Origin of the sequence: Faecalibacterium butyricigenerans (assembly GCF_020687345.1) — a bacterium.
GTDB lineage: Bacteria > Bacillota > Clostridia > Oscillospirales > Ruminococcaceae > Faecalibacterium > Faecalibacterium butyricigenerans.
The window spans coordinates 26222-50205 of record NZ_JAJEQL010000007.1 but is presented as its reverse complement, the minus strand read 5'-3'; the positions used below and the strand labels follow the sequence as shown (position 1 = coordinate 50205).

General features: G+C 58.4%; 21 protein-coding genes. 14 read left to right on the top strand and 7 right to left on the bottom strand.

What is annotated here, in order from left to right; genetic code table 11:
- Positions 1-345: 345 nt before the first annotated feature.
- The 4 genes from LKD23_RS04435 to LKD23_RS04420 all read right to left on the bottom strand — a co-directional run bounded on the left by LKD23_RS04435 (position 346) and on the right by LKD23_RS04420 (position 6020).
- Positions 346-2274, bottom strand: coding sequence for an ABC transporter ATP-binding protein (locus LKD23_RS04435; RefSeq protein WP_227620590.1), 1929 nt, complete (start codon positions 2272-2274; stop codon positions 346-348).
- Positions 2274-4028: an ABC transporter ATP-binding protein gene (locus LKD23_RS04430; protein WP_227620589.1), complete on the bottom strand. Its 1755-nt coding sequence runs from the start codon at positions 4026-4028 to the stop codon at positions 2274-2276. The genes LKD23_RS04435 and LKD23_RS04430 overlap by 1 nt, the downstream gene beginning before the upstream one ends.
- A gap of 384 nt (positions 4029-4412) precedes the next feature.
- Positions 4413-4892 carry a MarR family winged helix-turn-helix transcriptional regulator gene (locus tag LKD23_RS04425; RefSeq protein WP_227620588.1) on the bottom strand — a complete coding sequence of 160 codons (480 nt, stop codon included), beginning with the start codon at positions 4890-4892 and terminating at the stop codon, positions 4413-4415.
- 129 nt (positions 4893-5021) lie between these two features.
- Positions 5022-6020, bottom strand: coding sequence for a glycerophosphodiester phosphodiesterase (locus LKD23_RS04420; RefSeq protein ID WP_227620587.1), 999 nt, complete (start codon positions 6018-6020; stop codon positions 5022-5024).
- Positions 6021-6387: 367 nt separating this feature from the next.
- Here LKD23_RS04420 and LKD23_RS04415 point away from each other — a divergent pair, with 367 nt between their 5' ends.
- Positions 6388-7257, top strand: a complete 870-nt coding sequence (locus LKD23_RS04415) for a phosphoribosylaminoimidazolesuccinocarboxamide synthase (protein ID WP_227620586.1) — start codon at positions 6388-6390, stop codon at positions 7255-7257.
- A gap of 186 nt (positions 7258-7443) precedes the next feature.
- The gene (locus LKD23_RS04410; protein WP_227620585.1) at positions 7444-8313 is read left to right on the top strand and encodes a YitT family protein; all 870 of its coding nucleotides are present in this window, start codon (positions 7444-7446) and stop codon (positions 8311-8313) included.
- On the opposite strand, the gene LKD23_RS04405 is transcribed toward LKD23_RS04410, so the two are convergent.
- Positions 8300-8467 carry a hypothetical protein gene (locus LKD23_RS04405; RefSeq protein WP_227620584.1) on the bottom strand — a complete coding sequence of 56 codons (168 nt, stop codon included), beginning with the start codon at positions 8465-8467 and terminating at the stop codon, positions 8300-8302. The two genes, LKD23_RS04410 and LKD23_RS04405, sit on opposite strands and share 14 nt — an antisense overlap.
- A 77-nt stretch (positions 8468-8544) precedes the next feature.
- Between LKD23_RS04405 and LKD23_RS04400 the strand changes: the two genes are divergently transcribed.
- The 7 genes from LKD23_RS04400 (at position 8545) to citF (ending at position 16184) form a co-directional block, all read left to right on the top strand.
- Positions 8545-9471, top strand: coding sequence for a LysR family transcriptional regulator (locus LKD23_RS04400; protein ID WP_227620583.1), 927 nt, complete (start codon positions 8545-8547; stop codon positions 9469-9471).
- Between the two features lie 104 nt (positions 9472-9575).
- Positions 9576-10766: a M20 family metallopeptidase gene (locus LKD23_RS04395; protein WP_227620582.1), complete on the top strand. Its 1191-nt coding sequence runs from the start codon at positions 9576-9578 to the stop codon at positions 10764-10766.
- A 32-nt stretch (positions 10767-10798) separates the two neighbouring features.
- On the top strand, positions 10799-12199 hold the full coding sequence (locus tag LKD23_RS04390) for a YfcC family protein (RefSeq protein WP_227620581.1): 1401 nt from the start codon (positions 10799-10801) through the stop codon (positions 12197-12199).
- Between the two features lie 26 nt (positions 12200-12225).
- Positions 12226-13101: a YitT family protein gene (locus tag LKD23_RS04385; protein ID WP_255668107.1), complete on the top strand. Its 876-nt coding sequence runs from the start codon at positions 12226-12228 to the stop codon at positions 13099-13101.
- 313 nt (positions 13102-13414) lie between these two features.
- A complete protein-coding gene (gene citD / locus LKD23_RS04380; protein WP_227620580.1) occupies positions 13415-13714 on the top strand; it encodes a citrate lyase acyl carrier protein in 300 nt (99 codons plus the stop codon).
- Positions 13711-14613: an aldolase/citrate lyase family protein gene (locus LKD23_RS04375; protein ID WP_207676938.1), complete on the top strand. Its 903-nt coding sequence runs from the start codon at positions 13711-13713 to the stop codon at positions 14611-14613. The genes citD and LKD23_RS04375 overlap by 4 nt, the downstream gene beginning before the upstream one ends.
- Positions 14614-14615: 2 nt before the next feature.
- Positions 14616-16184, top strand: a complete 1569-nt coding sequence (citF, locus tag LKD23_RS04370) for a citrate lyase subunit alpha (RefSeq protein ID WP_227620579.1) — start codon at positions 14616-14618, stop codon at positions 16182-16184.
- A gap of 233 nt (positions 16185-16417) precedes the next feature.
- On the opposite strand, the gene LKD23_RS04365 is transcribed toward citF, so the two are convergent.
- Positions 16418-17110: a response regulator transcription factor gene (locus LKD23_RS04365; RefSeq protein WP_227620578.1), complete on the bottom strand. Its 693-nt coding sequence runs from the start codon at positions 17108-17110 to the stop codon at positions 16418-16420.
- A 114-nt stretch (positions 17111-17224) separates the two neighbouring features.
- On the opposite strand from LKD23_RS04365, the gene LKD23_RS04360 reads away from it, so the two are divergent.
- The 5 genes from LKD23_RS04360 (at position 17225) to LKD23_RS04340 (ending at position 23415) form a co-directional block, all read left to right on the top strand.
- Entirely contained in the window at positions 17225-19381 is a 2157-nt protein-coding gene (locus LKD23_RS04360; RefSeq protein WP_227620577.1) for an ATP-binding protein, read from the top strand.
- Between the two features lie 234 nt (positions 19382-19615).
- Positions 19616-20953 (top strand): CitMHS family transporter, encoded by a 1338-nt coding sequence (locus LKD23_RS04355; protein WP_227620576.1) that lies wholly within the window; start codon positions 19616-19618, stop codon positions 20951-20953.
- A 92-nt stretch (positions 20954-21045) separates the two neighbouring features.
- Positions 21046-21618 (top strand): carbonic anhydrase, encoded by a 573-nt coding sequence (locus LKD23_RS04350; RefSeq protein ID WP_227620575.1) that lies wholly within the window; start codon positions 21046-21048, stop codon positions 21616-21618.
- Positions 21619-21743: 125 nt separating this feature from the next.
- Positions 21744-22679: a CobW family GTP-binding protein gene (locus LKD23_RS04345; protein WP_227620574.1), complete on the top strand. Its 936-nt coding sequence runs from the start codon at positions 21744-21746 to the stop codon at positions 22677-22679.
- A gap of 94 nt (positions 22680-22773) precedes the next feature.
- Positions 22774-23415 carry a YczE/YyaS/YitT family protein gene (locus LKD23_RS04340; RefSeq protein ID WP_158396311.1) on the top strand — a complete coding sequence of 214 codons (642 nt, stop codon included), beginning with the start codon at positions 22774-22776 and terminating at the stop codon, positions 23413-23415.
- A 47-nt stretch (positions 23416-23462) separates the two neighbouring features.
- On the opposite strand, the gene LKD23_RS04335 is transcribed toward LKD23_RS04340, so the two are convergent.
- Positions 23463-23981, bottom strand: coding sequence for a PTS sugar transporter subunit IIA (locus tag LKD23_RS04335; protein WP_227620573.1), 519 nt, complete (start codon positions 23979-23981; stop codon positions 23463-23465).
- Between the last annotated feature and the right edge of the window lie 3 nt (positions 23982-23984).

Here is a 23984-nt window from a genome sequence, read left to right as displayed (position 1 = left end):
ATAATAAAACCATAAAGGAACGGATGAGTATTCCATGTGCTCACCTAAAACTCAGCAAACAGAAGCCCCACGGTATTGCAGTACCGCGGGGCTTCTGTTTTGCGGGGATCAGTGCTTACCGGCCTTGAACCATCCGCCAAGCCACTTGTAGATGTATTCAGCGACTACACCTGCTGCGACGGACAGAATAAAGGAACGAATCTCATCCATGTGCTTTCACCCCCTTCCCCAATTTAATGGAGTCGGAAGGCCGACACCTACAGGATACCATAAAATTCGACGAAACACAAGAAAAGCCGCTGTACAGCTGTGAAAGGCTGCACGGCGGCTTTTGTGGTAGTGCGCTTAGTTTTCGGCCAGATTGCCGGTGTAGAGCTGGTAATACTTGCCCTTTTTGGCGATCAGCTCGTCGTGGCTGCCGCGTTCAATGATGCGGCCCTGCTCGAGAACCACGATGCAGTCCGCGTTGCGGACGGTGGAGAGGCGGTGGGCGATGACGAAGCTGGTGCGGCCATACATGAGGCCGTCCATGCCGCGCTGCACCAGAGCCTCGGTACGGGTGTCGATGGAAGAAGTAGCCTCGTCGAGGATGAGCACCGGCGGGTCAGCGACCGCTGCGCGGGCGATGGCCAGCAGTTGACGCTGGCCCTGCGACAGGTTCGCGCCGTCGCCGGTCAGCATGGTGTTGTAGCCGTCGGGCAGACGCTTGATAAAGCCATCGGCGTTGGCCAGACGGGCGGCGGCGATGCACTCCTCATCAGAGGCATCCAGCCGACCATAGCGGATGTTCTCCATGACCGTGCCGGTGAACAGGTGGGTGTCCTGCAGCACAATGCCCAGAGAGCGGCGGAGGTCGGATTTCCGGATCTTCTGGATGTTGATGCCGTCGTACCGGATCTTGCCGTCCTGAATGTCGTAGAAGCGGTTGATGAGGTTGGTGATGGTGGTCTTGCCGGCACCGGTGGAGCCGACAAAGGCGATCTTCTGGCCCGGACGGCCATAGAGGTTGATGTCATGGAGGACAGTCTTGTCCGGCAGATAGCCGAAATCGACGTCGGTGAAGGTGATGTCGCCCTCCAGCTTGTGGTAGGTGGTGGTGCCGTCGTGGTGGGGGTGCTTCCACGCCCAGATACCGGTGCGTTCGCTGGTCTCCACGAGGGTGTCGTCCTTATCATACTTGGCGTTGACGAGGGTGACATAGCCCTCGTCGGCCTCGCTGGGTTCATCCATCATCTTGAAGATGCGCTCTGCACCGGCCAGCGCCATGATGATACTGTTGGCCTGCATGGATACCTGACTGATGGGCATATTGAAGCTCTTGTTCAGAGCGAGGAAGGCCATGACGGTGCCCAGCGTCACGCTGCCGACGCCGCTGACGGCCATGGCTGCGCCCGCCAGAGCACAGATGGCATAGCTGATGTTGCCCAGCTGGGCAGTGACGGGCATGATGATGTTGGCAAAGCTGTTGGCCTGCTTGGCGCTGTCCTTGAGCTTATCGTTCAGCTCGCGGAAGCCCTCGAGGGTCTTCTGCTCGTGGGTAAAGACCTTGACGACCTTCTGGCCTTCCATCATCTCTTCGATGTAGCCGTTTACCTTGCCGAGGTCGCGCTGCTGGGCGATGAAGAACTTGCCGCTCTGCTGGGTGATCTTCTTGGAGCAGAACAGCATCAGGGCCACCATCAGCATGGTGACGATGGTGAGCTGCCAGCTCAGCATACACATACTGGCAAAGACGGAAACGATGGTGATGGCGCTGGATACCAGCTGGGGGATGCTCTGGCTGAGCATCTGGCGGAGGGTATCCACGTCGTTGGTGTAGACGGACATGATGTCGCCGTGGGGATGGGTGTCAAAGTAGCGGATGGGCAGGCTCTCCATGTGGGTGAAGAGCTGGACACGCAGATTGCGCAGGGTGCCCTGCGTGACGTTGACCATGATGCGGGCATTGAGCCATGCGGCGAGGATGCCCACCACATAGATGCAGCCCACCCGCATCAGTGCACCGGCCAGCGGCGCAAAGCTGGGGTCCTGCTGCTGGGTCATGGGGATGATATAGTCGTCGATGAGGGTCTGGAGGAACAGGCTGGCCTGCACGTTGGCCAGTGCGCTGACCACGATGCAGATGAGCACGAGGATGCAGTGGGGCAGATAGTGCTGGAACACCTCAGCCATGATGCGCTTGAGCAGTCTGCCCGGGTTTTCGACCTTCGGACGCGGGCCTCCCATGCCGCGGGGGCCGGGGCCGTGGACGACCTTTGCTTTCTGTTCTGCCATTACTGCTCACCTCCCTGCTTGTCGAAGTCGCCGCTGCCGCCCTGTGTCTGGCTGTTGTAGACTTCCTGATAGATCGTGTTGGTCTTCAGCAGCTCCTCGTGGGTGCCCAGACCGTTAATCTGGCCATTGTCCAGCACAAGGATGCGGTCGGCATCCTGCACCGAGGAGATGCGCTGTGCGATGATGATCTTGGTGGTGCCGGGGATCTCCTCCCGGAACGCCTTCCGGATCTTTGCGTCGGTGGCGGTATCCACGGCGCTGGTGGAGTCATCGAGGATCAGGATCTTCGGCTTGCGCAGCAGGGCGCGGGCGATGGTCAGGCGCTGCTTCTGGCCGCCGGACACGTTGGAGCCGCCCTGCTCGATCCAAGTATTGTACTTGTCCGGGAAGCGCTCAATGAACTCATCGGCGCAGGCCAGCTTGGCCATCCGGATGCACTCTTCCTCGCTGGCGTTCTCGTTGCCCCAGCGGAGGTTGTCGAGGATGGTGCCGGAGAACAGGACGTTCTTCTGGAGCACCATGGAGACCTCCCGACGGAGAACATTGAGGTCGTAGTCCCGGACATCCACGCCGCCCACGCTGACGGTACCGCTTTCGGCGTCGTACAGGCGGGGGATGAGCTGCACCAGACTGGACTTTGCGCTGCCGGTGCCGCCGATAATGCCCAGTGTCTCGCCGGGCTTGATGTCGAAGGTGATGTCGTTCAGGACGGGCTGGCCTGCACCATGCTTATACTTGAAGGAGACATGGTCGAAGCGGATGCTGCCGTCCTTGACCTCCTGCACCGGGGCCTTGGCCGGGGGCAGGTCGGTCTTTTCGTCCAGGACCTCGACGATACGCTTGGCGGAGGCAGCGGACATGGAGATCATGACGAAAGCCATGCTCAGCATCATCAGGGCCATCAGGATGTTCATGATGTAGCCGAACAGGGCGTTCAGCTGGCCGGTGGTCAGTGCGCCGTGGAGGATGTACTTTGCGCCGAACCAGCTCAGGGCGATGTTGCAGCCATAGATGGCCGTCAGCATGGCGGGGTTGTTGAAGCTCAGGCGGCTCTCGGCGTTGACGAACTGCTGGTACAGACCCTCGCAGGCCTTGGTGTACTTCTCGTTCTCAAAGCCCTCGCGGACGAAGCTCTTGACCACGCGGATGGCAGAGACATTCTCCTGCACCGAGGCGTTCAGGTTGTCGTAGTTCTTGAAGACCCGGTCGAAGATCTTGAAGGTGGGCACCATGATGCTGGCCAGTACAGCCAGAAGGAAGGCGATAGCCACCACGAAGATGAGAGTCAGCGGGCCGCCGATGGAAAAGGCCATGATGAGGGCGAACACCAGATGGACCGGGGCGCGCACACACATACGCTCCATCATCTGGAAGGCGTTCTGTAAGTTGGTTACGTCGGTGGTCATGCGGGTGACGAGGCCGGCGGTGGAGAATTTGTCGATGTTGGAGAAGGAGTAGTGCTGGATGTTCTCGTACATCGCATCGCGCAGGTTGCCGGCGAAGCCGGTGGATGACTCGGCGGCATACTTGCCCGCCAGAATGCCCAGCAGCAGAGCGATGGCCGCCACTGCGAAGGTGAGCAGGCCATACTTGAGGATGGCGTTCATATCGCCCTTTGCAATGCCAAGGTCGATGATGAAGGCCATGATGGTGGGCAGCAGGATGTCCATGACGGCTTCCAGCGCGGAAAACATCGGTGTCAGGATCGCGGCGCGCTTATACTCGCCCAGATGAGACACAAGCTTTTTTATCATCTGTGGAACCTCCTTTGAATAATTGTTTGGTACGGAACAATTTTATACAAAACAATTTTAATGTCAATGCTTTTTTCAAAGTTTCGGAAAAAGTTCATATTTGTTTCACTTCAGGGGGAATCAACCTCTCCGTCACGGCTTCGCCGTGCCACAGCCCGAGTTGCGGCTCCCAGCGTCTGCTTCGCTGTCGCTTGCATCCTGCTGGCCGCTGCCTCAACAGCTCCTCCCTGTTTCCGCCGCTGGCGGCGGTCGTCGCCGTTGCTCCTATCGAGGGGAGGCCTTGGCATATCGTAAAGCTTTATCTTTTCGCCAGAGGCTCCCCTACAAGGGGAGCTGGCGGGCGTGAGCCCGACTGAGAGGTTGGACGAAGGATAGCCTTCGTATTTATTTGAGGCCTAAATATAATTTATTCAGCAGCCGCAGCAGCTCGGTGTTCTCTTCTTCCGTCAGCAGGCTGGCGACGTATTCGTCGGTCTGGTGGAGGGCGAGCATGGTATTTTCGTGGAACTGGCGGCCCTTTTCGGTGAGCACCAGCTGCTTGAGGCGGGCGTCCTGCGCGACGCTCTGACGGGCGATGTAGCCCTTGCGCTCCATGAGCTGTAAAATATTGGTGACGGTGGAGCGGGTAATGGAGAACTCCCGCTCGATGTCCCGCTGGAACACGGGGGTGTCAGAGTTCCGGTAGAGGTACTCCATGATCCAGCCGTGCATGGGGGTCACGGCCTCCACGCCGTTGGCGCGGGAGATCTGGCCGATCCTGCGGAAGATGAGATTGTTCACCCGGCGCAGCTGGGCCGGGATGACCTGCGGAGTCTCCCAAGGCGGTGCGACAGGAGTGCAGCAAGGCTCGATTTCTTTACACATAGTTATCATCCTTCTGTTCGTTATATGGCAGAGCTGTGAATGTTCGGAGGTCGAACTGTTTCACATAAAACTGTTTGATACAGGACTATTATGGACCAAAAAAAGAGGGCTGTCAACCCTCTTTTGCGCCTAGTCCCACCGGCCCAGCCCTGTCAGGATGGCGATGGCGACTTCGGGCTTGTTTGTGACCACGAGTTCCGGGTCGAGCCGGAACAGCTGGCGCAGGTCATCCCGGCTGTCATTGCCCACCGGCCACGGCGCGACCTTGAAGCCGTGGGCGTGGGCGTTGGAGATCAGGTCTTTGTCCCGGAAAAAGGCGTGGTACTCCGGCCCGATGTAGTCCACCGGAAAGCTGAACTGTGCGACGTAATTCACAAAATCGGTCTGGTAGTAATACTGCTGTAAGATCTGGGCCAGATTCATGCCGGGGAAGATGGAGTAGAGGAAATTGAGGCGGTCTTTCAGATAATAAAGAAGGATGCTGTTCTCCTCGTCGAGGCTGTTGGGGTCTTCCAGCAGGGCTGCCGCTTCGCTGACGGCCTGCGGGCTGGAAAGCTTCTCTGCGAGAGGGTCGGTCTTCTTGAGGCCCAGCTTTTCCCAGAAGGTGGCGGGCTGGACGAGCTGGGACTCGGGGCTGGAGGTCATGGCACAGATGGCCATCTGGGGCATCCGCTCCTTCACCCGGCGGAGAGCGCCGTACTCGAAGGCCGTGATGACGGCCTTTTCTTCCAGTCCCGCGTCGAGGACGGCGTCGATGACCCGGTCTGCGATCTCCTCGTCCCGGTCGAAGTAGGGCTTCAGCTCGATGTGGATCATCTGGAAGCCCTGCGCGACTTCCAGCACCTCTTCGAGGGTGGGGATCTGCTCGCCTGCGTACTCGGGGCCTTTCCAGCTGCCGAAATCCAGCTTCCGCAGCTCGTCGAAGGTCATGTCCGGGATGTTGCCGTGGACGCCGGCCTTGAGGTCGGTGAAGTAGTCATGGGCCACCACGAGGTGACGGTCCTTGGTGAGCTGGACGTCGCACTCGAAGCCGTCTGCGCCCAGCGTCTTGGCCAGACGGAAGGACGTCAGCGTGTTTTCGGGGGCCAGATGGGACGCGCCGCGATGGGCGATGATAAGAGGGCGCATGGGCAAAGCTCCTTAGAAGACAGATTGTTGAAAAAATACTACCGTACATGATACACGTTTTCACAAATTCCGTCAATGACGGCGCTTCACAGGGGGAGAAGAAGGGCGAAAGTACGACTTTTATCGTCAAAACGACGAAAAAATAAGCTGGATTTTAGCACTTTTCACGAGAAAAAACCAAAAATCGGCCCATTTCTCTCCTATCTGTTTCTTCCCAACGGACAATTCCTATGGTAAGATTATAGTGTAATGAATCAAACCTCTCCGTCAGCGCTGATGCGCTGCCCCCCTGAAGAGGGGAGCGAGACTGAGAGGTTATCCCAAACGAAAAGATACCTACGGAATAAGGGAAATGGAGAGTTTTGCTATGACTGAGTTCAAGCCCATCAAGGAAGGCAAGGTCCGCGAGATCTACGACAACGGCGACAGCCTCATCATGGTCGCCACCGACCGCATCTCTGCATTTGATGTTATCTTAAAGAATAAAGTCACCAACAAGGGCAAGGTGCTCACCCAGATGAGCAAGTTCTGGTTCGACTACACCCGCGACCTGCTGCCCAACCATATGCTGAGCGTGGACGTGAAGGAGATGCCGGAGTTCTTCCAGCAGCCCCAGTACGAGGGCCGCAGCATGATGTGCCGCAAGCTGACCATGCTGCCCGTCGAGTGCATCGTCCGCGGCTACATCACTGGCAGCGGCTGGGCCAGCTACCAGAAGACCGGCAAGGTCTGCGGCATCCAGCTGCCCGAGGGCCTGCAGGAGTCCGAGAAGCTGCCTGAGCCGATCTACACCCCCTCCACCAAGGCCGAGATCGGCGATCACGACGAGAATATCTCCTACGAGCAGAGCATCGATGTGCTGGAAAAGCAGTTCCCCGGCCACGGCGAGGAGTACGCCACCAAGCTGCGCGACTACACCATCGCCCTGTATAAGAAGTGCGCCGAGTACGCCCTCTCCCGCGGCATCATCATCGCCGATACCAAGTTCGAGTTCGGTCTGGACGAGGACGGCAATGTCATCCTCGGCGACGAGATGCTGACCCCCGATTCCTCCCGCTTCTGGCCGCTGGAGGGCTACGAGGCAGGCCACGGCCAGCCCTCCTTCGACAAGCAGTTCGTCCGCAACTGGCTCAAGGCCAACCCCGACAGCGATTACGACCTGCCGCAGGACGTCATCGACAAGACCATCGCCAAATATGAGGAAGCCTACGAGATGCTGACCGGCAAGAAGCTGTAAGGCTCCCGGAAATTCCGACCACCGCCCGCTTTGGGGAAGACCAGAGCGGGCGGTTTTTGCGTTGCGGTGTTTTACCTCTTGAACAGGGCGGTGGGTGGTGTTACAATAGCACAAGAAACGGGCACATTTTCGGCCCTTTGGTGTAAGAAAAAGGAAGCCGTGCGGACGGCGAAAGGAAACAGTCAAATGGAGATCAGCACGCGGGAGAAACTCTTGCAGACCATCAGCAGGTACATCATCATCACCCTGAGCATCAGCATCATGACCATCGGCGTATACTTCTTCAAGTTCCCCAACAACTTCGTCTTCGGTGGCGTGACCGGCGGCGCAGCCCTTGTGGCAAAGCTCACCCCTCTGTCGGCCTCGGCCTTCTCGTCGTGGGCAAACGTCATCCTGCTCGTTCTGGGTTGGATCTTTCTCGGCAGGGATTTTGCCATCAGCACCGGCTGGGCCACCGTCGTTATGAACGTGGAGCTGGCTGTGTTCGAAAAATATGTCCCTCTCAGCGGCCCTCTGTCCGACCAGCCCATGCTGGATCTGGTCTTCGCCATCGCCCTGCCTGCCATCGCGTCGGCCCTGCTCTTCAATGTGGGCGCCTCCTCTGGCGGCACCGATGTCATCGCCCTTATCCTGAAAAAATATACCCATATGCAGAACACCGGCGAGGCCCTCTTCATCACCGACCTTGCCATGGTGCTGGCAGCCTGCTTCGTGTTCGACCTCTACACCGCCCTTTACTCCTTCGTGGGTCTGACGGTGAAGAGCCTTGTCGTCGATGCGGTGCTGGAACAGATGAAGATGTGCAAGGCCATCCTCATCATCTGTGACGACAAGGACCCCATCTGTGACTTCGTCATGCGCAAGCTGGTGCGCGGTGCCACCTACACCCCCTGCTACGGTGCCTACACCGACCGCCCCCACTACATGATCTATACCACCCTTACCCACCGCGAGGCCCTGCAGCTACAGGCCTTTATCCACAAAGAGAACCTCAACGCCTTCATCTCGATGCTCAGCACCACCGAGGTGTTCGGCAAGGGCTTCAATCACGCATAAAAATAATCAGCAGGATAAACACATCTGTGTCATTCCTCGGAGAGGAATGATGCAGATGTGCTTTTTCTTTGTTCTGCTTATTCAGCTCCGCCCGCAGCAGCTTGGTGTCCTTGCCGCTGAGGATATCCTGTTGTCTTAACGGTATTGCCTGCAAAGGAGGGCTTTTTTGTTTGCGCTCAAATGTGCTATAATAAGAAAAGTGTCGTTATTTGGTGAGGAGGCTGGAATCGAATGGACTTAAAGGAGCAAAAGTACGTCTGCACCCTTGCGGAGTGCAAGAGCCTGACCCGCGCCTCGGAGCGGCTGTATATCTCGCAGCCCGCACTGAGCCTGTACATCAACAATGTGGAAAAGAATCTGGGTGCGCCGCTGTTCAAGCGGAATGGCCGGAAATTCGAGCTGACGTGGCTGGGCAAGCAGTATGTGGAAAAGGCTTCTCAGATGCTGGAGCTGGAGCGGCAGTTCGAGGCGGTGATGCGGCAGACGGAGCAGGAGAGTGCCGGGCAAGTGCGTATCGGTATCGCACAGCGGCGCGCCATCTGGTTTCTGCCTGCGGTGCTGTCGGTGTACGAGCGGGAGTGGCCGCAGGTGGATGTGGTCATCCGGGAAGGAAATCTGGCCGATTTGACCATCATGCTGAAAAACCGGGAGCTTGACCTTGTGGTGCTGAGCCAGAGCGATGTAACGTCCGAGATGGAGACTATCCCACTGGGCATGGAAGATTTTCTGCTGATGGTGTCCGGAGACCATCCGCTGAACGAAAAGGCGGTTCCCGTCGAAGGCTCAAAGCTCGACTTCCTTGACCCGCACCTTCTGAGCGGTGAGACGATATTTCTGAACACCGAGATGCAGAGCGCCCGGCGGGTGGAAGAAAAGATCCTGAAAGATTACAAGGTCAAGCCGGGACGCATCCGGGTAGTACGCAATATGGAGCTTGGCGCACAGCTGGTGGCCGAGGGTCTGGGTGTGGGCTTTATCCGGCAGGGCTATCAGAAGAACATCCACTATCCGAAGCCGGTGAAATACTACACCATCGATAGTTCCAAGTACGGACAGAATGTTGTGGTGGCCTACCGTCAGGATGTGGAGCTGACCAAACCCATGCGAGCTATGATCATGCAGATGAAGGATGCAGCAGAGGAGTATTTGGAGTTCTGATAAACTGAACATAAGAATTCCAAAATGAAGATATAATTTTTTCAAAATGTACAAAGCGCCTCCGATTTGGTAAACTGAAAGTACCAAAAATGGAGGTGCTTATTATGTTGGAGGAAAAACTGGAGCGAAGCGTTGAGCAGAGCGCAGCTGCCCTGACTGCAATGGCAGACGACTTCTTCGACCACCCGGAAGTGGGTCAGCAGGAGTTTCATGCATTTGAGACCCTGACCGGCTGGCTGGAAAAAGAAGGCTTCACTGTGGAGCGCGGTATTGCTGGTATGAAGACGGCGTTCCGTGCCGTCTGGAAGCACGGCGAGGGCGGCCCAAACATCGGCCTGCTCTGCGAGTACGACGCTCTGGCCGGTCTGGGCCACGCCTGCGGCCACCATATGCAGGGGCCGGCCATTCTGGGCGCAGCCAAGGCGCTGAAAGATGCAGCCATCGACGCACCGTATACCATCACGGTCTACGGCACACCTGCTGAAGAGACCATCAGCGGCAAGGTCGTGATGCTGGAAAACGGCTGCACCTTTGAGGAGCTGGATGTGGCGCTCATGATGCACGGCGGCCCGGCTACGCAGGTGGATGTCAAGTCGCTGGCACTCAACAAGCTCAAGATCATCTACCACGGTGTCTGCTCTCACGCAGCGCTCAAGCCCGAAAAAGGTCGCAGCGCACTGGACGGCCTGATTCTGGCTTGTCAGGGCGTCGAGTTCCTACGGGAGCATGTTCCCTCGGACGTTCGGATGCACTACACCATCGTCAACTGCGGCGGCACGGCGGCAAATGTGGTGCCCGGCTATGCAGAAGCGAGTATGTATGTCCGCTCCTACAGCCGCACCGATCTGGACGGCGTGGTGGCCCGCGTCAAGAAGGTATTGCAGGGTGCGGCCATGATGACAGAGACGGAAGTGGAAATCATCGAGGAAAAGAGCCTCGACAACAAGATCCCGGTGCTGTCCCTCAACGAACTGGTGATGGAGCAGGCCGAGAAGGTCAAAGCTCCCTGCATCCGTCCGGCCCGCCAGAAGACCGGCTCCACCGACTTCGGCAACGTGATGCGCCATGTGCCCGGCACCTGCATCCGCGTGGCCTTTGTCCCGGAGGGTGCAGCAGCTCACTCGCAGGAGTATCTGGATGCCGGCAAGACCGAAGCGGCCCACAATGCGGTGGTCTACGGCGCAAAGATTCTGGCTCTGACGGGCGCACAGCTCATTGAGAACCCGGAAAAGCTGGAAGCCATCAAGAAGGAGTTCCATGAGAATCTGGCCAAAGAACTGCACGGCCAGAGCTGACGCTTTGGCGCGTCAAAAGAGAGGAGAAAATTATGGAAACGAAAAAGAAGCAATTCAAGATGCCGCATACCTTCGTTATCATCGGCATCATCATCCTGTTTGCGGTCCTGCTGACCTGGATCATCCCGGCAGGCTCCTACACCCGCTTCGAGAACGAAGCAGGCATTAAGGTCATCGACCCCAACGATTTCAACTACATTGATAAAACTCCCGTCAATCCGCTCGAAATTCCTCTGTACATCGTCAAAGCCTTCATCAAGCGCATTGATCTGATGCTGGTCATCATGTTCGCAGGCGGTGCCTTCCACATCCTGACCAAGACCGGCGCACTTCACGCCGTGGTTGCCAAGATGGCAAAGATCTTCTCCACCCGCGTCTATCTGTTCCTGCCTATCCTGACGCTGGTGTTCGGCCTCATCTGCACCACGCAGGGCGTCAACCTGTTCATTGCCTTTGCACCGATCATGGTCATGATGGCTTTTGCGATGGGTCTGGACTCCATCACCGGTGCATCCATCATCCTGCTGGGCGGCGCCATCGGTTTCTCCACTGGCCCTCTGAACATCAACACCACCATCGTGGCTCAGAAAATTGCCGGTCTGCCGCTGTATTCCGGCGTGGGATACCGCTTTATCTGCTTTGCGGTGTTCTATGTTATCACGAACATCTACCTCATCCGCTACGCACTGAAGATCCAGAAGCATCCCGAACTCAGCCCCATGTACGAGATCGACAAGACCAGCGAGTTCCGCAATGCTGCTGACCTCGACTCCTTCGGCAAGCTGGACGCCCGCAAGATCCTCATCATGCTGGTCTTCTTCGCATCCCTTATCCTCATCGTCTACGGCGGCATCAAGCTCGACTGGGATATGTCTGAGACTGCATCTGTCTTCCTCGCACTGGCTGTCATCGAAGGCGTGCTGGGCGGCTTTGGCCCCTCCGCGATTTCCAAAGAGTTCCTTGAGGGCTGCAAGAAGATGCTGGGCGCTGCCTTCATCATCGGCATGGCACAGGCAATCAGCAGCATCATGAACGCCGGTCACATCACCGATACCGTTGTCCACGCACTGGCAAACGGCCTGAACTTCGTCCCTACCATCCTGCTCGGACCCGCCATGCTGCTGGCAAACACCATCATCAACGTCTTCCTGACTTCCGGCAGCGGTCAGGCCGCAGCTGTCATTCCCATTCTGGCACCTCTGGCCGACCTCGTGGGCGTTACCCGTCAGACCGCAATTCTTTCCTTCAACTTCGGCGACGGCTTCTGCAACTATGTCCTGCCCACTTCCACCGCTCTGATGGGTATCATCAGCGCTGTGAACATTCCCTATGACCGTTGGATGAAGTTCATGTGGAAGCTGTTCCTCATCTGGCTGGCCGTCGGTTCTGTGCTGCTGATGATCGCACAGGCGATCCACCTCGGCCCCATGTGAACTGGAAGGCGGCAAAAAATCAGACTATGGCGTCAACAATAAAAGAAATCAAAAATCCTTGGATTCGGACGCTGGCTGAGTATGGTCTCATCACGGTCAGCATCTGGATCATGGTCATCGGCATCTACTTTTTCAAATTCCCAAACCACTTTGCTTTCGGCGGCGTGACCGGCTTTTCCACAGTGTTCAGCCAGCTGCTCCACTGCTCGGCAAGTACCTTCACCACCGTTGCTAACTACGCGCTGCTGGTGCTGGGCTTCATCTTTCTGGGTAAGAGCGTCGGCATCCGCACCGTTTATGCGACCATCGTTATGTCGGTGAGCTTGCAGGCACTGGACGCTCTGGTGCCGATGCACGGTACTCTGACCGACCAGCCTATGCTGGAGCTGGTGTTTGCCATTATGCTCCCGGCTATCGGTTCGGCGATCCTGTTCAACATCGACGCATCCTCGGGCGGCACGGATGTCATCGCCATGGTTCTGAAAAAGTACACCAGCATGAACATCGGTTCTGCCCTGATGGCAGCGGATGTGGCGGCTGTGGGCCTCTCGTTTGCAATGTACGGCCCCTCCACCGGTCTGTTCTCCATCATGGGTCTGGTGGCCAAGTCGATGGTGGTGGATAACGTCATCGAGAATATGAACCTCTGCAAGTGCTTCAACATCGTGTGTGAGCACCCGCAGGCCATCTGCGACTTCATCATCCACGATTTGAACCGAAGCGCGACCACCTTTGAAGCGCGCGGCGCGTACTCTGACGCCCACAAGACGGTCATCATGACCACCATGCGGCGCAGTCAGGCCATCCGCCTGCGCAACTTCATCCGCCAGCAGGAGCCGACGGCCTTTATCATGATAGAAAATTCCAGCGAGATCATCGGTAAGGGCTTCAGCCCCGTGTAAAAAAGGATTTTTCCGCAGCAGGCAAAACGCACAGCCAGTGGTTTTGCCTGTTTTGCACTACCCGACCGGATGACATTCCGTGCAGGAAAACGGGTAAAGCGGAAGATAAAATGCAAGGCTTCCATGACCAAATGGAATAAATCTTGTGTACAAGAGAAATTTTTGGCGATTCTTAACGAATATTAAGACGGAAGCTATGCCTTTTGTAAGATTGTCCGATTATGATAGAACCATCAGGAGCGGTGCGGAAGAGCGCCGCCCCGCAAGAACGGTATAATGAATGAAGAAACCACCTTCCAAGGAGGAAAAAAGCATGGAGATCAAGAAAGCAGCCACGGCTGGTACTCTGGAATCCAGCGACTGCATGGTGACCGTGGAGCCGGGCGAGGGCAAGATCGATTTCTCCCTCGAAAGCTCCGTCATCCACCAGTACGGCAACCAGCTGCGCAAGGTCGCGCTGGAGACCCTGAAGAATCTGGACATCGATAACGTCCGCATCACCATCGTGGACAAGGGCGCACTGGACTGCACCCTGAAGGCCCGCATCGAGGGCGCTGTTTATCGCTCTGTTGACCAGTATGAGGATCTGCCTTGGGGAGGTGCCATTCGATGAATAATCCGAACAAAAAGCGCCTGCGCCGCACGATGATGTTCCTGAATGCGCAGAAGCCCGGTCTGATCAAAGATCCCTACATCTATAAGGCCGACTCCCTGATGCTGGACCTCGAGGACGCTGTCGCCGAGAACCAGAAGGACGTCGCCCGCTTCAGCCTGTACCACGCCCTGAAGACCGTGGATTACCGCGGCGCCGAGCGGGTCGTCCGCATCAACGGTCTGGACACCCCCTACTGGCGTGAAGACATCCGTGCCTGCGTGGCCGGCGGCTGCGATTCCATCCGCATCCCCAAGACCGAGCACGCCGAGGATGTCCACCGCGTGGCTGCTGCCATCGCCGAGGACGAGAAGACCTATGGCCGTCCCGAGGGCGAAGTCCTCATCATCGCCGCTCTGGAGTCTGCCCGCGGCGTCATGAACGCTCTGGAGATCTGCGAGTCTGACGAGCGCCTGTTCGGCATCGCACTGTCCGGCGGCGACTACACCAAGGACCTGCAGACCCATATCACCGGCACCGGCATCGAGCTGATGGGTGCCCGCCAGCAGATGATCATTGCCGCCCGCGCTGCAGGTGTGCAGTGCTTCGACACCGTCTACACCGACCTGAAGGATATGGACGGCTTCCGCAAGGACGTGGAGAACATCCACCTGATGGGCTTTGACGGCAAATCCATCATCAACCCCCGTCAGATCCCCATCGTCCACGAGATCTTTACTCCCACCCAGAAGGACATCATCTTCGCCGAGAAGGTCGTCAAGGAGATCGACAGCAAGAAGGCTCTGGGCATCGGCGTCTTCACCGTCGATGGCAAGATGATCGACATCGCCTTCTACGACGGTGCAAAGCGCACCATCGATCTGGCCAAGGCATCCGGCGTGTATAAGGGGGATTTGTGATTATGTTGAACGCAGTAGGCAGAGAAATTCCCGAAGAGATCCTCGAGCGCACCGGCAAAGAGGTCTTTCAGGGCAACAACTATAAGGACGGCAAGGCTTTCCAGAAGGCCAGCCCGAAAGTCACCCCCGTGATGCGCAACGACCACGATAAGATGGTCCAGAACATCCACGAGGCCCTCGTCAAGTGCAACGCCCACGACGGCATGACCGTTTCCTTCCACCACCACTTCCGCGAGGGCGACCTCGTGGTCTGCATGGTCATGGAAGAAATCCACAAGATGGGCTTCAAGAACATCACCCTGAGCGCAAGCTCTCTGGGCAAGGCCCATGACGCCCTCGTCCCCATGATCGAGGACGGTACCATCGTCAACATCGAGTCCTCCGGCGTCCGCGGCAAGATCGGCGATGCCATCTCCCACGGCAAGCTGAAGGGGCTGGCCACCATGCGCAGTCACGGCGGCCGCGTCCGCGCCATTGAGACCGGCGAGACCCATGTGGACATCGCTTTCATCGGCGCACCTTCCTGCGATGAGTACGGCAACTGCTCCGGCATGGGCGGCAAGACCAACTGCGGCGTCCTGAGCTACGCCTATGTGGACGCTGAGATGGCCGACTATGTGGTCGCTGTCACCGACTGCCTCGTGGATTACCCCAACTATCCCGCTGAGATCAACCAGACCAAGGTGGATTACGTCTGCGTCGTGGACCAGATCGGCATCCCCGAGAAGATCGCTACCGGCGCTGCAAAGCCCACCACCGACCAGCGCAAGATCCTGATGGCCGAGTACTGCACTCAGGTCGTTGCAAACACCCCCTACTTCAAGGACGGCTTCTCTTATCAGACCGGTGTCGGCGGTGCATCCATCGCTTCCACCATCTCTCTGTCCAAGATCATGGAGGAGAAGAACATCCATATGGGTCTGGGTGTCGGCGGCCTGACCAAGCCCATGTGCGAGCTGTTGGACCGCGGTCTGGCCCGCAAGCTGGTGGATACGCAGGACTTTGACCTCGACGCGGTCAACAATGTCCGCACCAACCCCAACCACTTCCCCATCTCTGCTGGCGAGTACGCAAGCCCGATGAACAAGGGCGCGTTCGTCAACAAGCTGGATTACGTCATTCTGGCCTCTCTGGAGGTTGATACCCACTTCAACTGCAACGTCGTCGTCGGTTCGGATGGCATCATCACCGGCGCACAGGGCGGCCATCCCGATACCGCACAGGGTGCAAAGTGCACCATCGTCATCGCTCCTCTGCTGCAGGGCCGCATCCCGGCCATCTGCACCGACGTGACCACCGTCACCACCCCCGGCGAGAGCGTTGACATCGTCGTCACCGACTACGGCGTGGCCGTCAACCCCCGCCGTCCTGACCTGCTGGAGGCTCTGAAGGCCGCTGATTGCGTGCCTCTGAAGACCATCGAGGAGCTGCGCGACATCGCCTACTCCATCGTCGGCGAGCCTGAGAAGGTCCAGTTCGGCGACCGCATCGTGGGCATCATCGAAGCCCGCGACGGCACGGTCATGGATGTCGTCCGTGAAGTCAAGCCTTTCTCTTTCCGCGAAGATTGAGTGATATAGCGTAAAAACGGGTTTGTGGCTTGCCAACCACGCTTCGGAATGGATTCACGGATATTCCTTCGCTCTTCTCACCCCCGTTTTTGTGTCTGGATACGCACACAAGCTTCATGCGATTCTCCTTTTTCAAGGTTTTGTGTTTTATACCGGCATAAAACCAAAGAGCAGCCAGCTGCACCGCGCGCAGCTGGCTGCTCTTCTTTTTGTTTTTTGAAAAAAGGATGTTCTTACGGCACGAACCGGTAGCCCACGCCCCGGATGGTGATGATGTGCTGGGGGGTGCGGGCGTTGTCCTCGATCTTGCTGCGCAGACGGTTGATGTAGACCATGATGGCGTTGTCGTCCACAGCGATGAGGTTGCCCCAGATCTGCTCGTAGATCATATCCTTGGTGAACACCTGCTGCGGGTGGCGGACAAAGAGGAGAAGCAGGCTGCGCTCTTTCTCCGAAAGGTTCAGCTCCACGTTGTTTTTGTAAAAGCGCATGGTGGTGGTGTCACAGAGGAAGGGGCCGCAGCTGATCTGCTGGCTGTTCTCCTGTGAGAAGCTCTTGCTGCGGCGGATAAGGGCTTTGACCTTCGCGCCTAAGATCTGGGGGCGGAAGGGCTTGGTCACATAGTCGTCTGCGCCCAGAGACAGGCCGTACATGAAATCATAATCCTCGTTGCGGCCGCTGATGATGATGACCGGCGTGGTGACGCCGTTGCGCCGGATGGTCTGAATGACGTCAAAGCCCTCCATGTCTCCCAGCGTGATGTCCATCAGGATCATATCCAGCGTGCCGCTCTGCCGCGCAATGACGTCCAGCGCCGCCGCGCCGCTGTTGACGACGAGAGGATCCATCTCATTGCTGATCATAACTTTCGATAAAAGTTTGCAAATTGCTGGATCATCGTCTACAATAAGAACATGATACGACATGATAACTCCCTGCACTTTTCTGACCGGAACGGTTGATTCTGCTTACGCTTACATAAATAAAATTATAACATTTTTAGACAGGAAGAGCAAGACCGCCCCAAAGGAGGCTATGAAATGAAGGAGAAAACTGCCCCGAAAAAGACATGGCTCCAGACCCTGCGCGCCCTGTGGGTGCCGCTGGCCATCGGCATCGTGACGGTGACCGCGCTGGCCCTTGTGGTGGGGGCGGTGTGGCAGGACTACCGCACCGCCCTGATGACCAGCCAGACGCGGCAGATGGAGCTGGTGGTGCAGAGCACCGCCGACAGCATCCGCGTCCTGCTGGAGGAATACGCTGACCGACTGGACTCCATCGCCGAAAAGGTGGCGGCGGATGCAGGTCTCCGCCCCACTGTGGCCCGGAGCGACACCATACGGGACGTCTGGCTGGAAAACAGCAACGGCGAGGTCGTCTACAGCTGCTATGAACTCAGCGCGGTCTGTGATGTCCTTATCACTCGGACAGAGAAGATCTCCTACTGGCAGTACCACAGCGGGGATGAACACTATCTTGTGATGAAAAAACAGGCGGGGGGGAAGACCGTCTGCCTCGTGGTGGACGCTACGGTCATGTACCAGCAGCTCATCTCGGAGATCCACGTCGGCACCAACGGTTACATCATGATAAAGAACGACGACAATCTTGTGGTCATGCACCCCGAGGCCGTCCAGTGGGGCATCAAGGTCGTGGAGGGCCGCCAGCGCATCTATAAGGATCGGACGCTGGATCTGAGCAGCCTGAGCGAGCTGCTGCGCGCCCAGCAGGAGGAGGAAGCCGGCACGCTGGATTACTACTCCTACTGGTGGACCGACCCGAGCCTGCCCCGGGTGCATAAAATAAGCGCCTTCCGCCATCTGAAGGTAGGGGACAGCTTCTGGATCGTCAGCGCCGTGGTGGATTATGACGACCTCTACGAGCCGGTACAGCAGAGCTTTGTGAAGGTGGTGTTCATCTTCGGCGGCGTGGCACTGGTGCTGGTGCTCTTCATGTTCCAGATGTTCCGTCTGCAGGAGCGCGACCGCCGGAGTGCCACCGAGATCAGCGACCTGAAAACCCTGAACCAGACCCTCGAAGAGCTCCACCGCAGCGAAGAGTCGCTGGCCCACGGCCAGCGGCTGCAGATGATGGGGACCCTCACCGGCGGCATCGCCCACGAGTTCAACAACTTCCTCACCCCCATCACCGGTTATGCCGACCTCATCATGGCCGACGCCGACCCGGGCAGCGAGATCTACGACAACGCGATGGAGATCAGCGAGGCGGCCCAGAAGGCGCAGGAGGTCGTGAAGCAGATCTCCTCCATGAGCCGGAAAAACGTGGAGACGGTCTACGATGCTGTGTCGGTGGAGGGTCTGCTGCACCGGACGAGGAAGCTGGTGGAGACCAACTGCCCAAAGAATGTGGAGCTGTGCGAAGAAAACGCGCTGACCGGCGAATGCGTTCTGGGCAATGCGACCCAGCTGCAGCAGGTGCTGCTGAACATCAGCATCAACGCCATCCACGCCATCGGCGCCGAGGGCGGAAAGCTGACCATCCGGGGTAGTGTCGTGCCACGCAGGGAGCTTGAGGCCCTCTTCCCGGAAGAAAAGATCTCGGAAGAGTGGCCCAACTACGTTTGCCTCAGTGTCACCGACACCGGCTGCGGCATGGACAAGGAGACGATGCAGCACATCTTCGAGCCGTTCTTCACCACCAAAAAGACCGGCGAAGGCACCGGCCTCGGCCTTGCTCTGGCGGACCAGATCATCCGCACCCACCGGGGCCGCATCCGGGCGGAGAGCACCATCGGCAGGGGCACCACCTTCTATGTCTATCTGCCGGTGCTGGAGCAGCAGCAGGAGCGGGAACAGCTGCAGTGGGGTGTGGACAGCAAGCTGCGCATCCTTGCGGCGGACGACAACAACAAGGTCCTCGACCTGCTGGACAAAGACCTCAGCGCGCTGGGCCTGAGTGTGTCCACCTGTTCCCGCCGGGGCGAGCTGCGCCAGCTGCTGGAGCAGCAGCCTTTCGACGTCCTCGCCATCGACGAGAGCCTTGCCGGCAGCAGCGGCGTGGACTTCTGCATGGCCATCCGGGGCCGCTACCCCGGCATGACCCGCATCGTCATGACCAACTCGCCTACCCGGGAGATCGTGGACGCCCGCAGCCACGGCGTCATCGACGGCTATATCGTCAAGCCCGTGTCGGCGTCCACCCTGCTGGCCCAGATACGGAGCAGCAGAAAGGAATGAGGGCTGCGCGCAAAGCCTCTCCCTTTGGGAGAGCCTTCCGGGGGGGAGATTGTATCCAACCTTCCATACGGAATCTTACAGGATATTAAGAGATTCCTTAACAAACCGTAACGCAAGGCGCTTTGGCGTTTAAGTTTGGGCCGGTATACTGAAACCATAACGAACGGGAATGATTCTGGATGACAAAACAGAATGCATCCCCAGTATACGAAAAAGGAAAGGAAGTACAAACCCATGAGTGATACGATCCTCGCTCTGCTCGGCTTTGCAACGGTGATTGCGGTCATCGTCCTGCTGCTGCGCAATGTCACGGTCCCTGCACTGGCATTCGTCAGTGTCTCGACCATCACCGCAGCCATTCTGGTGGCGACCGGTGCTTTCACGCTGGATGAGATGGCCGGCTTTATCAAGGAGGGCGTCAAGGGCGTCCACGGCACTGCCGTCCTGTTCATCTTCTCCGTCCTGTTCTTCGGCGTCATGACCGATGCTGGCATGTTCGACAAGATCATCGGTGCGCTGATGAAGAAGGTCGGCAACAACGTCGTCGGCGTTGCCCTGATGACCTGCCTCATCGCCATCATCGGCCATCTGGACGGCGGCGGCGCTTCCACCTTCCTCATCACCATCCCCGCCATGCTGCCCGTCTACAAGCGCCTGCATATGCGCCGTGAGACCCTGCTGCTCATCTGCGTCACCGCAATGGGCGTCATGAACCTGATGCCCTGGGGCGGCCCCACCATGCGCGCCGCAAGCGTCATCGAAATGGAGCCGAACGACCTGTGGTTCCAGCTCATGCCCATGCAGATCGTCGGCTTCGTGCTGGCCATCGGCACTGCCATCTTCTGGGGCCTGCAGGAGAAGAAGCGCATCGCAAAGCTCGGCGATGCCATCGCTGCTGAGGACGCCGGCAAGTACGACGACTCCGACGACGGCAAGAAGGACGAGACTCTGGCTCGTCCCCAGAACTTCATCTTCAACGTCATCCTGACTCTGGCCGTCATCATCGTGCTGGTTCTGGACATCTTCCCCTCTTACTACGTCTTCATGGTCGGCTGCGCTCTGGGCATTCTGGTCAACTACCGCGGCAAGAAGCTGCACAACTCCATCATCAAGAGCCACGCTTCCGCTGGTCTGAGCATGGCATCCACCATTCTGTGTGCCGGTGTCTTCCTCGGTGTCCTGAGCAAGAGCGGCATCATGGAGAAGATGGCAGTCGTCATGGCAAGCTTCATCCCGACCTCTCTGGGCCGTTTCCTGCCCATCATCATCGGCATCCTGAGCGTGCCTCTGGCTCTGCTGTTCGATACCGACTCCTACTTCTACGGCCTGCTGCCCGTTCTGGTCAGCGTCGGCAACCAGTTCGGCGTCAACCCGGCTCACATCGCCATCGCAATGGTCGTCTGCCGCAACTGCGCTACCTTCATCAGCCCGGTGGCTCCTGCTACCTATCTGGGCATCGGTCTGGCCGGTGTCGAGATCAAGGACCACATCAAGTACTGCTTCGGCTGGCAGTGGGGCGTTTCCATCGTCTGCCTCGTCGCTGGTCTGATCCTCGGCGTCATCCACTTCTGATCAACTGAATTTCCGCCCGGCTGCCCTTCGTTGGACGGCCGGGCATTTTTGCAGGATACTTTTTACCACTTTTTCCCAAGGAGGCTGCTGCAATGCGTGAGAACTTTGTCTGCACCGCGGCCGATGCCATCTACAAGCTGGCAGCGGGCAACCTGAAATACCTGAACGCGGAGAACGGGAGCGGCGATATTTCCCGCCGCATCCGGATGTCCACATGGGCCAAGGGCCAGTCGCCCTATGCCATCATCGTCACCTGCTCGGACTCCCGGGTCATCCCGGAGAACATTTTCTCGGCGGGCATCGGGGAGCTGTTCGTCATCCGGCTGGCGGGCAATATCATCGACGACCACCAGCTGGGCAGCATCGAGTACGCGGCAGGTCATCTGGGCTGTCGGCTGGTGGTGGTGCTGGGCCATACCCACTGCGGCGCGGTGGATGCGGCCATCCACCACGAGTCGTCCGGCTATATCCGCTACATCACGGACGAGATCAAGAAGGCCATCGGAGAGGAGACCGACCCCTACAAGGCCAGCTGCCTCAACGTCCGGCACAGTGTGCAGGAGATCGAAAAGAGCCTGTGCATCCATAACATCGAGGAGGAAACAGGCCTGCGGGTCGTCGGTGCGATGTATCACATCGAGGACGGCAGCGTCGAATTTCTGTAACATCGGAGCATTGCGGCAAAAAAGGCCCTTTTCCACGGCGGGAAAGGGCCTTTTCCTCTGTTTGACAATCCGGCCTCGTTCGCTTATACTGACAGCGGAAAAAGAAACCGACGGAGGGACGGAATATGGTACAGGTAGATTTGATCACGGGATTTCTCGGGGCAGGAAAGACCACCTTCCTGCGCAGATATGCAGCGTGGTGGGCCGGGCAGGGCGTCCGGGTCTGCGTGCTGGAAAATGACTTCGGCGCGGTGAATGTGGACGCCATGCTGCTTCAGGATCTGGAGGCGGTGGGGGTCGAGGTCGAGACCATCAGCGGCGGCTGCGACTGCGACACCCATCAGCGCCGGATGCGGACGAAGCTCATCTCGATGGCCATGCGGGGCTTTGAACGGGTCGTCGTGGAACCCAGCGGCATCTTCGACGTGGACGAGTTCTTCGACGTGCTGCGGGACGAGCCGCTGGACCGCTGGTATCAGCTGGGGAATGTCATCGCCATCGTGGACGCTCTGCTGCCTGAGACCCTCTCGCCGCAGGCGGAATATATCCTCGCCTCCGAGAGCGCATGGGCGGGCAAGATCCTGCTGAGCCGCTGCCAGCTGGCCACGGACGGGCAGAAGGAGGGAGCAAAGGCCCATCTGGCCCGTGCGCTGGAGGCCTGCAAGTGCTCCCGGAAGTTCGCGCCGGAGGAGATCCTTGCAAAGGACTGGGCCGATTTGACGACTGACGACATGGCCCGCATCGCAAGGTGCGGCTACCGGCAGGCCAGCTGCGAAAAGCTCCATTTTGAGGAGCACGACGCCTTTGCTTCGGTCTACTTCCTCGAGCTAGGCCTGCCCCGTGCCCGTCTGGAACGGAATATCCCGTCCCTCTTCGGCGATGCCGCCTGCGGCAGGGTCCTCCGGGTGAAGGGCTTCGTGGAGGACGGCGGCCAGTGGTATGAGCTGAACGCCACCGCAGCCGGTCTGACGGCTGCACCCATCCCGCAGGGACAGCAGGTGATCATCGTCATCGGCGAGGGGCTGGACAAGGCCCGGCTGGAAGAGAAGCTGAGGCGGTGAGTTTTCCACAATGAAGCAGATAATTGTGCAATATTGATTGCGCCGACCCTCCTGCAGCGTTATAATAGAGAAAAATAAATCAGGAGGCCGTTTCATGAGCATTTCGACCACCCAAAAGCCGACCACCCGCCGCATCGTGGGCATGGTGGTGGGCATTGTCATTATTGGTCTGGGCATCGCCCTCTTCAAGCAGTCCCATCTCGGCAACGACTCCATCAGCGCGCTGAATATGCGCCTCGCCGAGCTGCTGGGCATCTCGCTGGGCGTGCAAAACGTCGCCACCAACATCCTCTTCTTTGCGCTGGAATTCTGGTTCGGGCGCAAGTACATCGGCCTTGGCACCTTCGTCAACGGCATCGGTATGGGGTTCATCATAACCTTCTTCTACGACCCCATTGCCGCGGCCTTCGGCCCGGCAGCGTCCCTGCCGGAACAGCTGGTGTGGGTAGTGCTGGCCGTCCTTGTGACGGCGCTGGGCGCGTCTCTCTACCAGACGGCTGACCTCGGCATCGCGCCCTACGATTACCTCTCGCTGGGTCTGCGGGACTACACGCACTTCCAGTACTTCGGCTGCCGCGTCTTCACCGACGCCTTCTGCGCCCTGCTCTGCTGGCTCCTGGGCGGTCTTGTGGGTCTGGGCACCCTCATCTGCGCGTTCTGCCTCGGACCCTTCATCCAGTTCTTCAACGGCCTCGTCTCCGAGCGGGTCCTGCAGTATAAGCCCGAAAAAGCATGAGCATAACAAAAAAGACATCCGCCGGCGGCAGATGTCTTTTTTGTATCTTACTCGAATTTGAACAGCGGCGTTCCGGTGGAGACGATGCCGCCTGCGGTGAGATGGAGTGCCGGTAGGTCGTCGGCGTTGGTCACGATGACGGCGCTCTCGGTGGAAAGCCCGGCGGCGCGGATGACGTCGAGGTCTACCCGCAGCAGGGGCGTGCCCGCCCTGACGGTCTGGCCCTCTTGGACGAGGAGAGTGAAGCCGCTGCCCCGGAGGGTGATGGTGTCCATCCCGATGTGGATGAGCAGCTCGATGCCCTCATCGCTTTCCAGCCCGATGGCATGGAGGGTGGAGGCCACTGAGACGACTCTGCCGTCGAAGGGAGCAAAGACCGTGTCACCGGTCGGCTCGATGCCGCAGCCGGGGCCGAGGATGGCCGCAGCAAAGGTCTCGTCGGGCAGCTGCTCCAGAGGGAGGACGATGCCGTCGATGGGCGCTTTGACGACCATCTTTTCGCCGGAGAACCGTGTCTCTTCCGCCGCCTCCGCCCTGCTGCCGAAGAGCCTGTCAAAAAAGCCCATAGA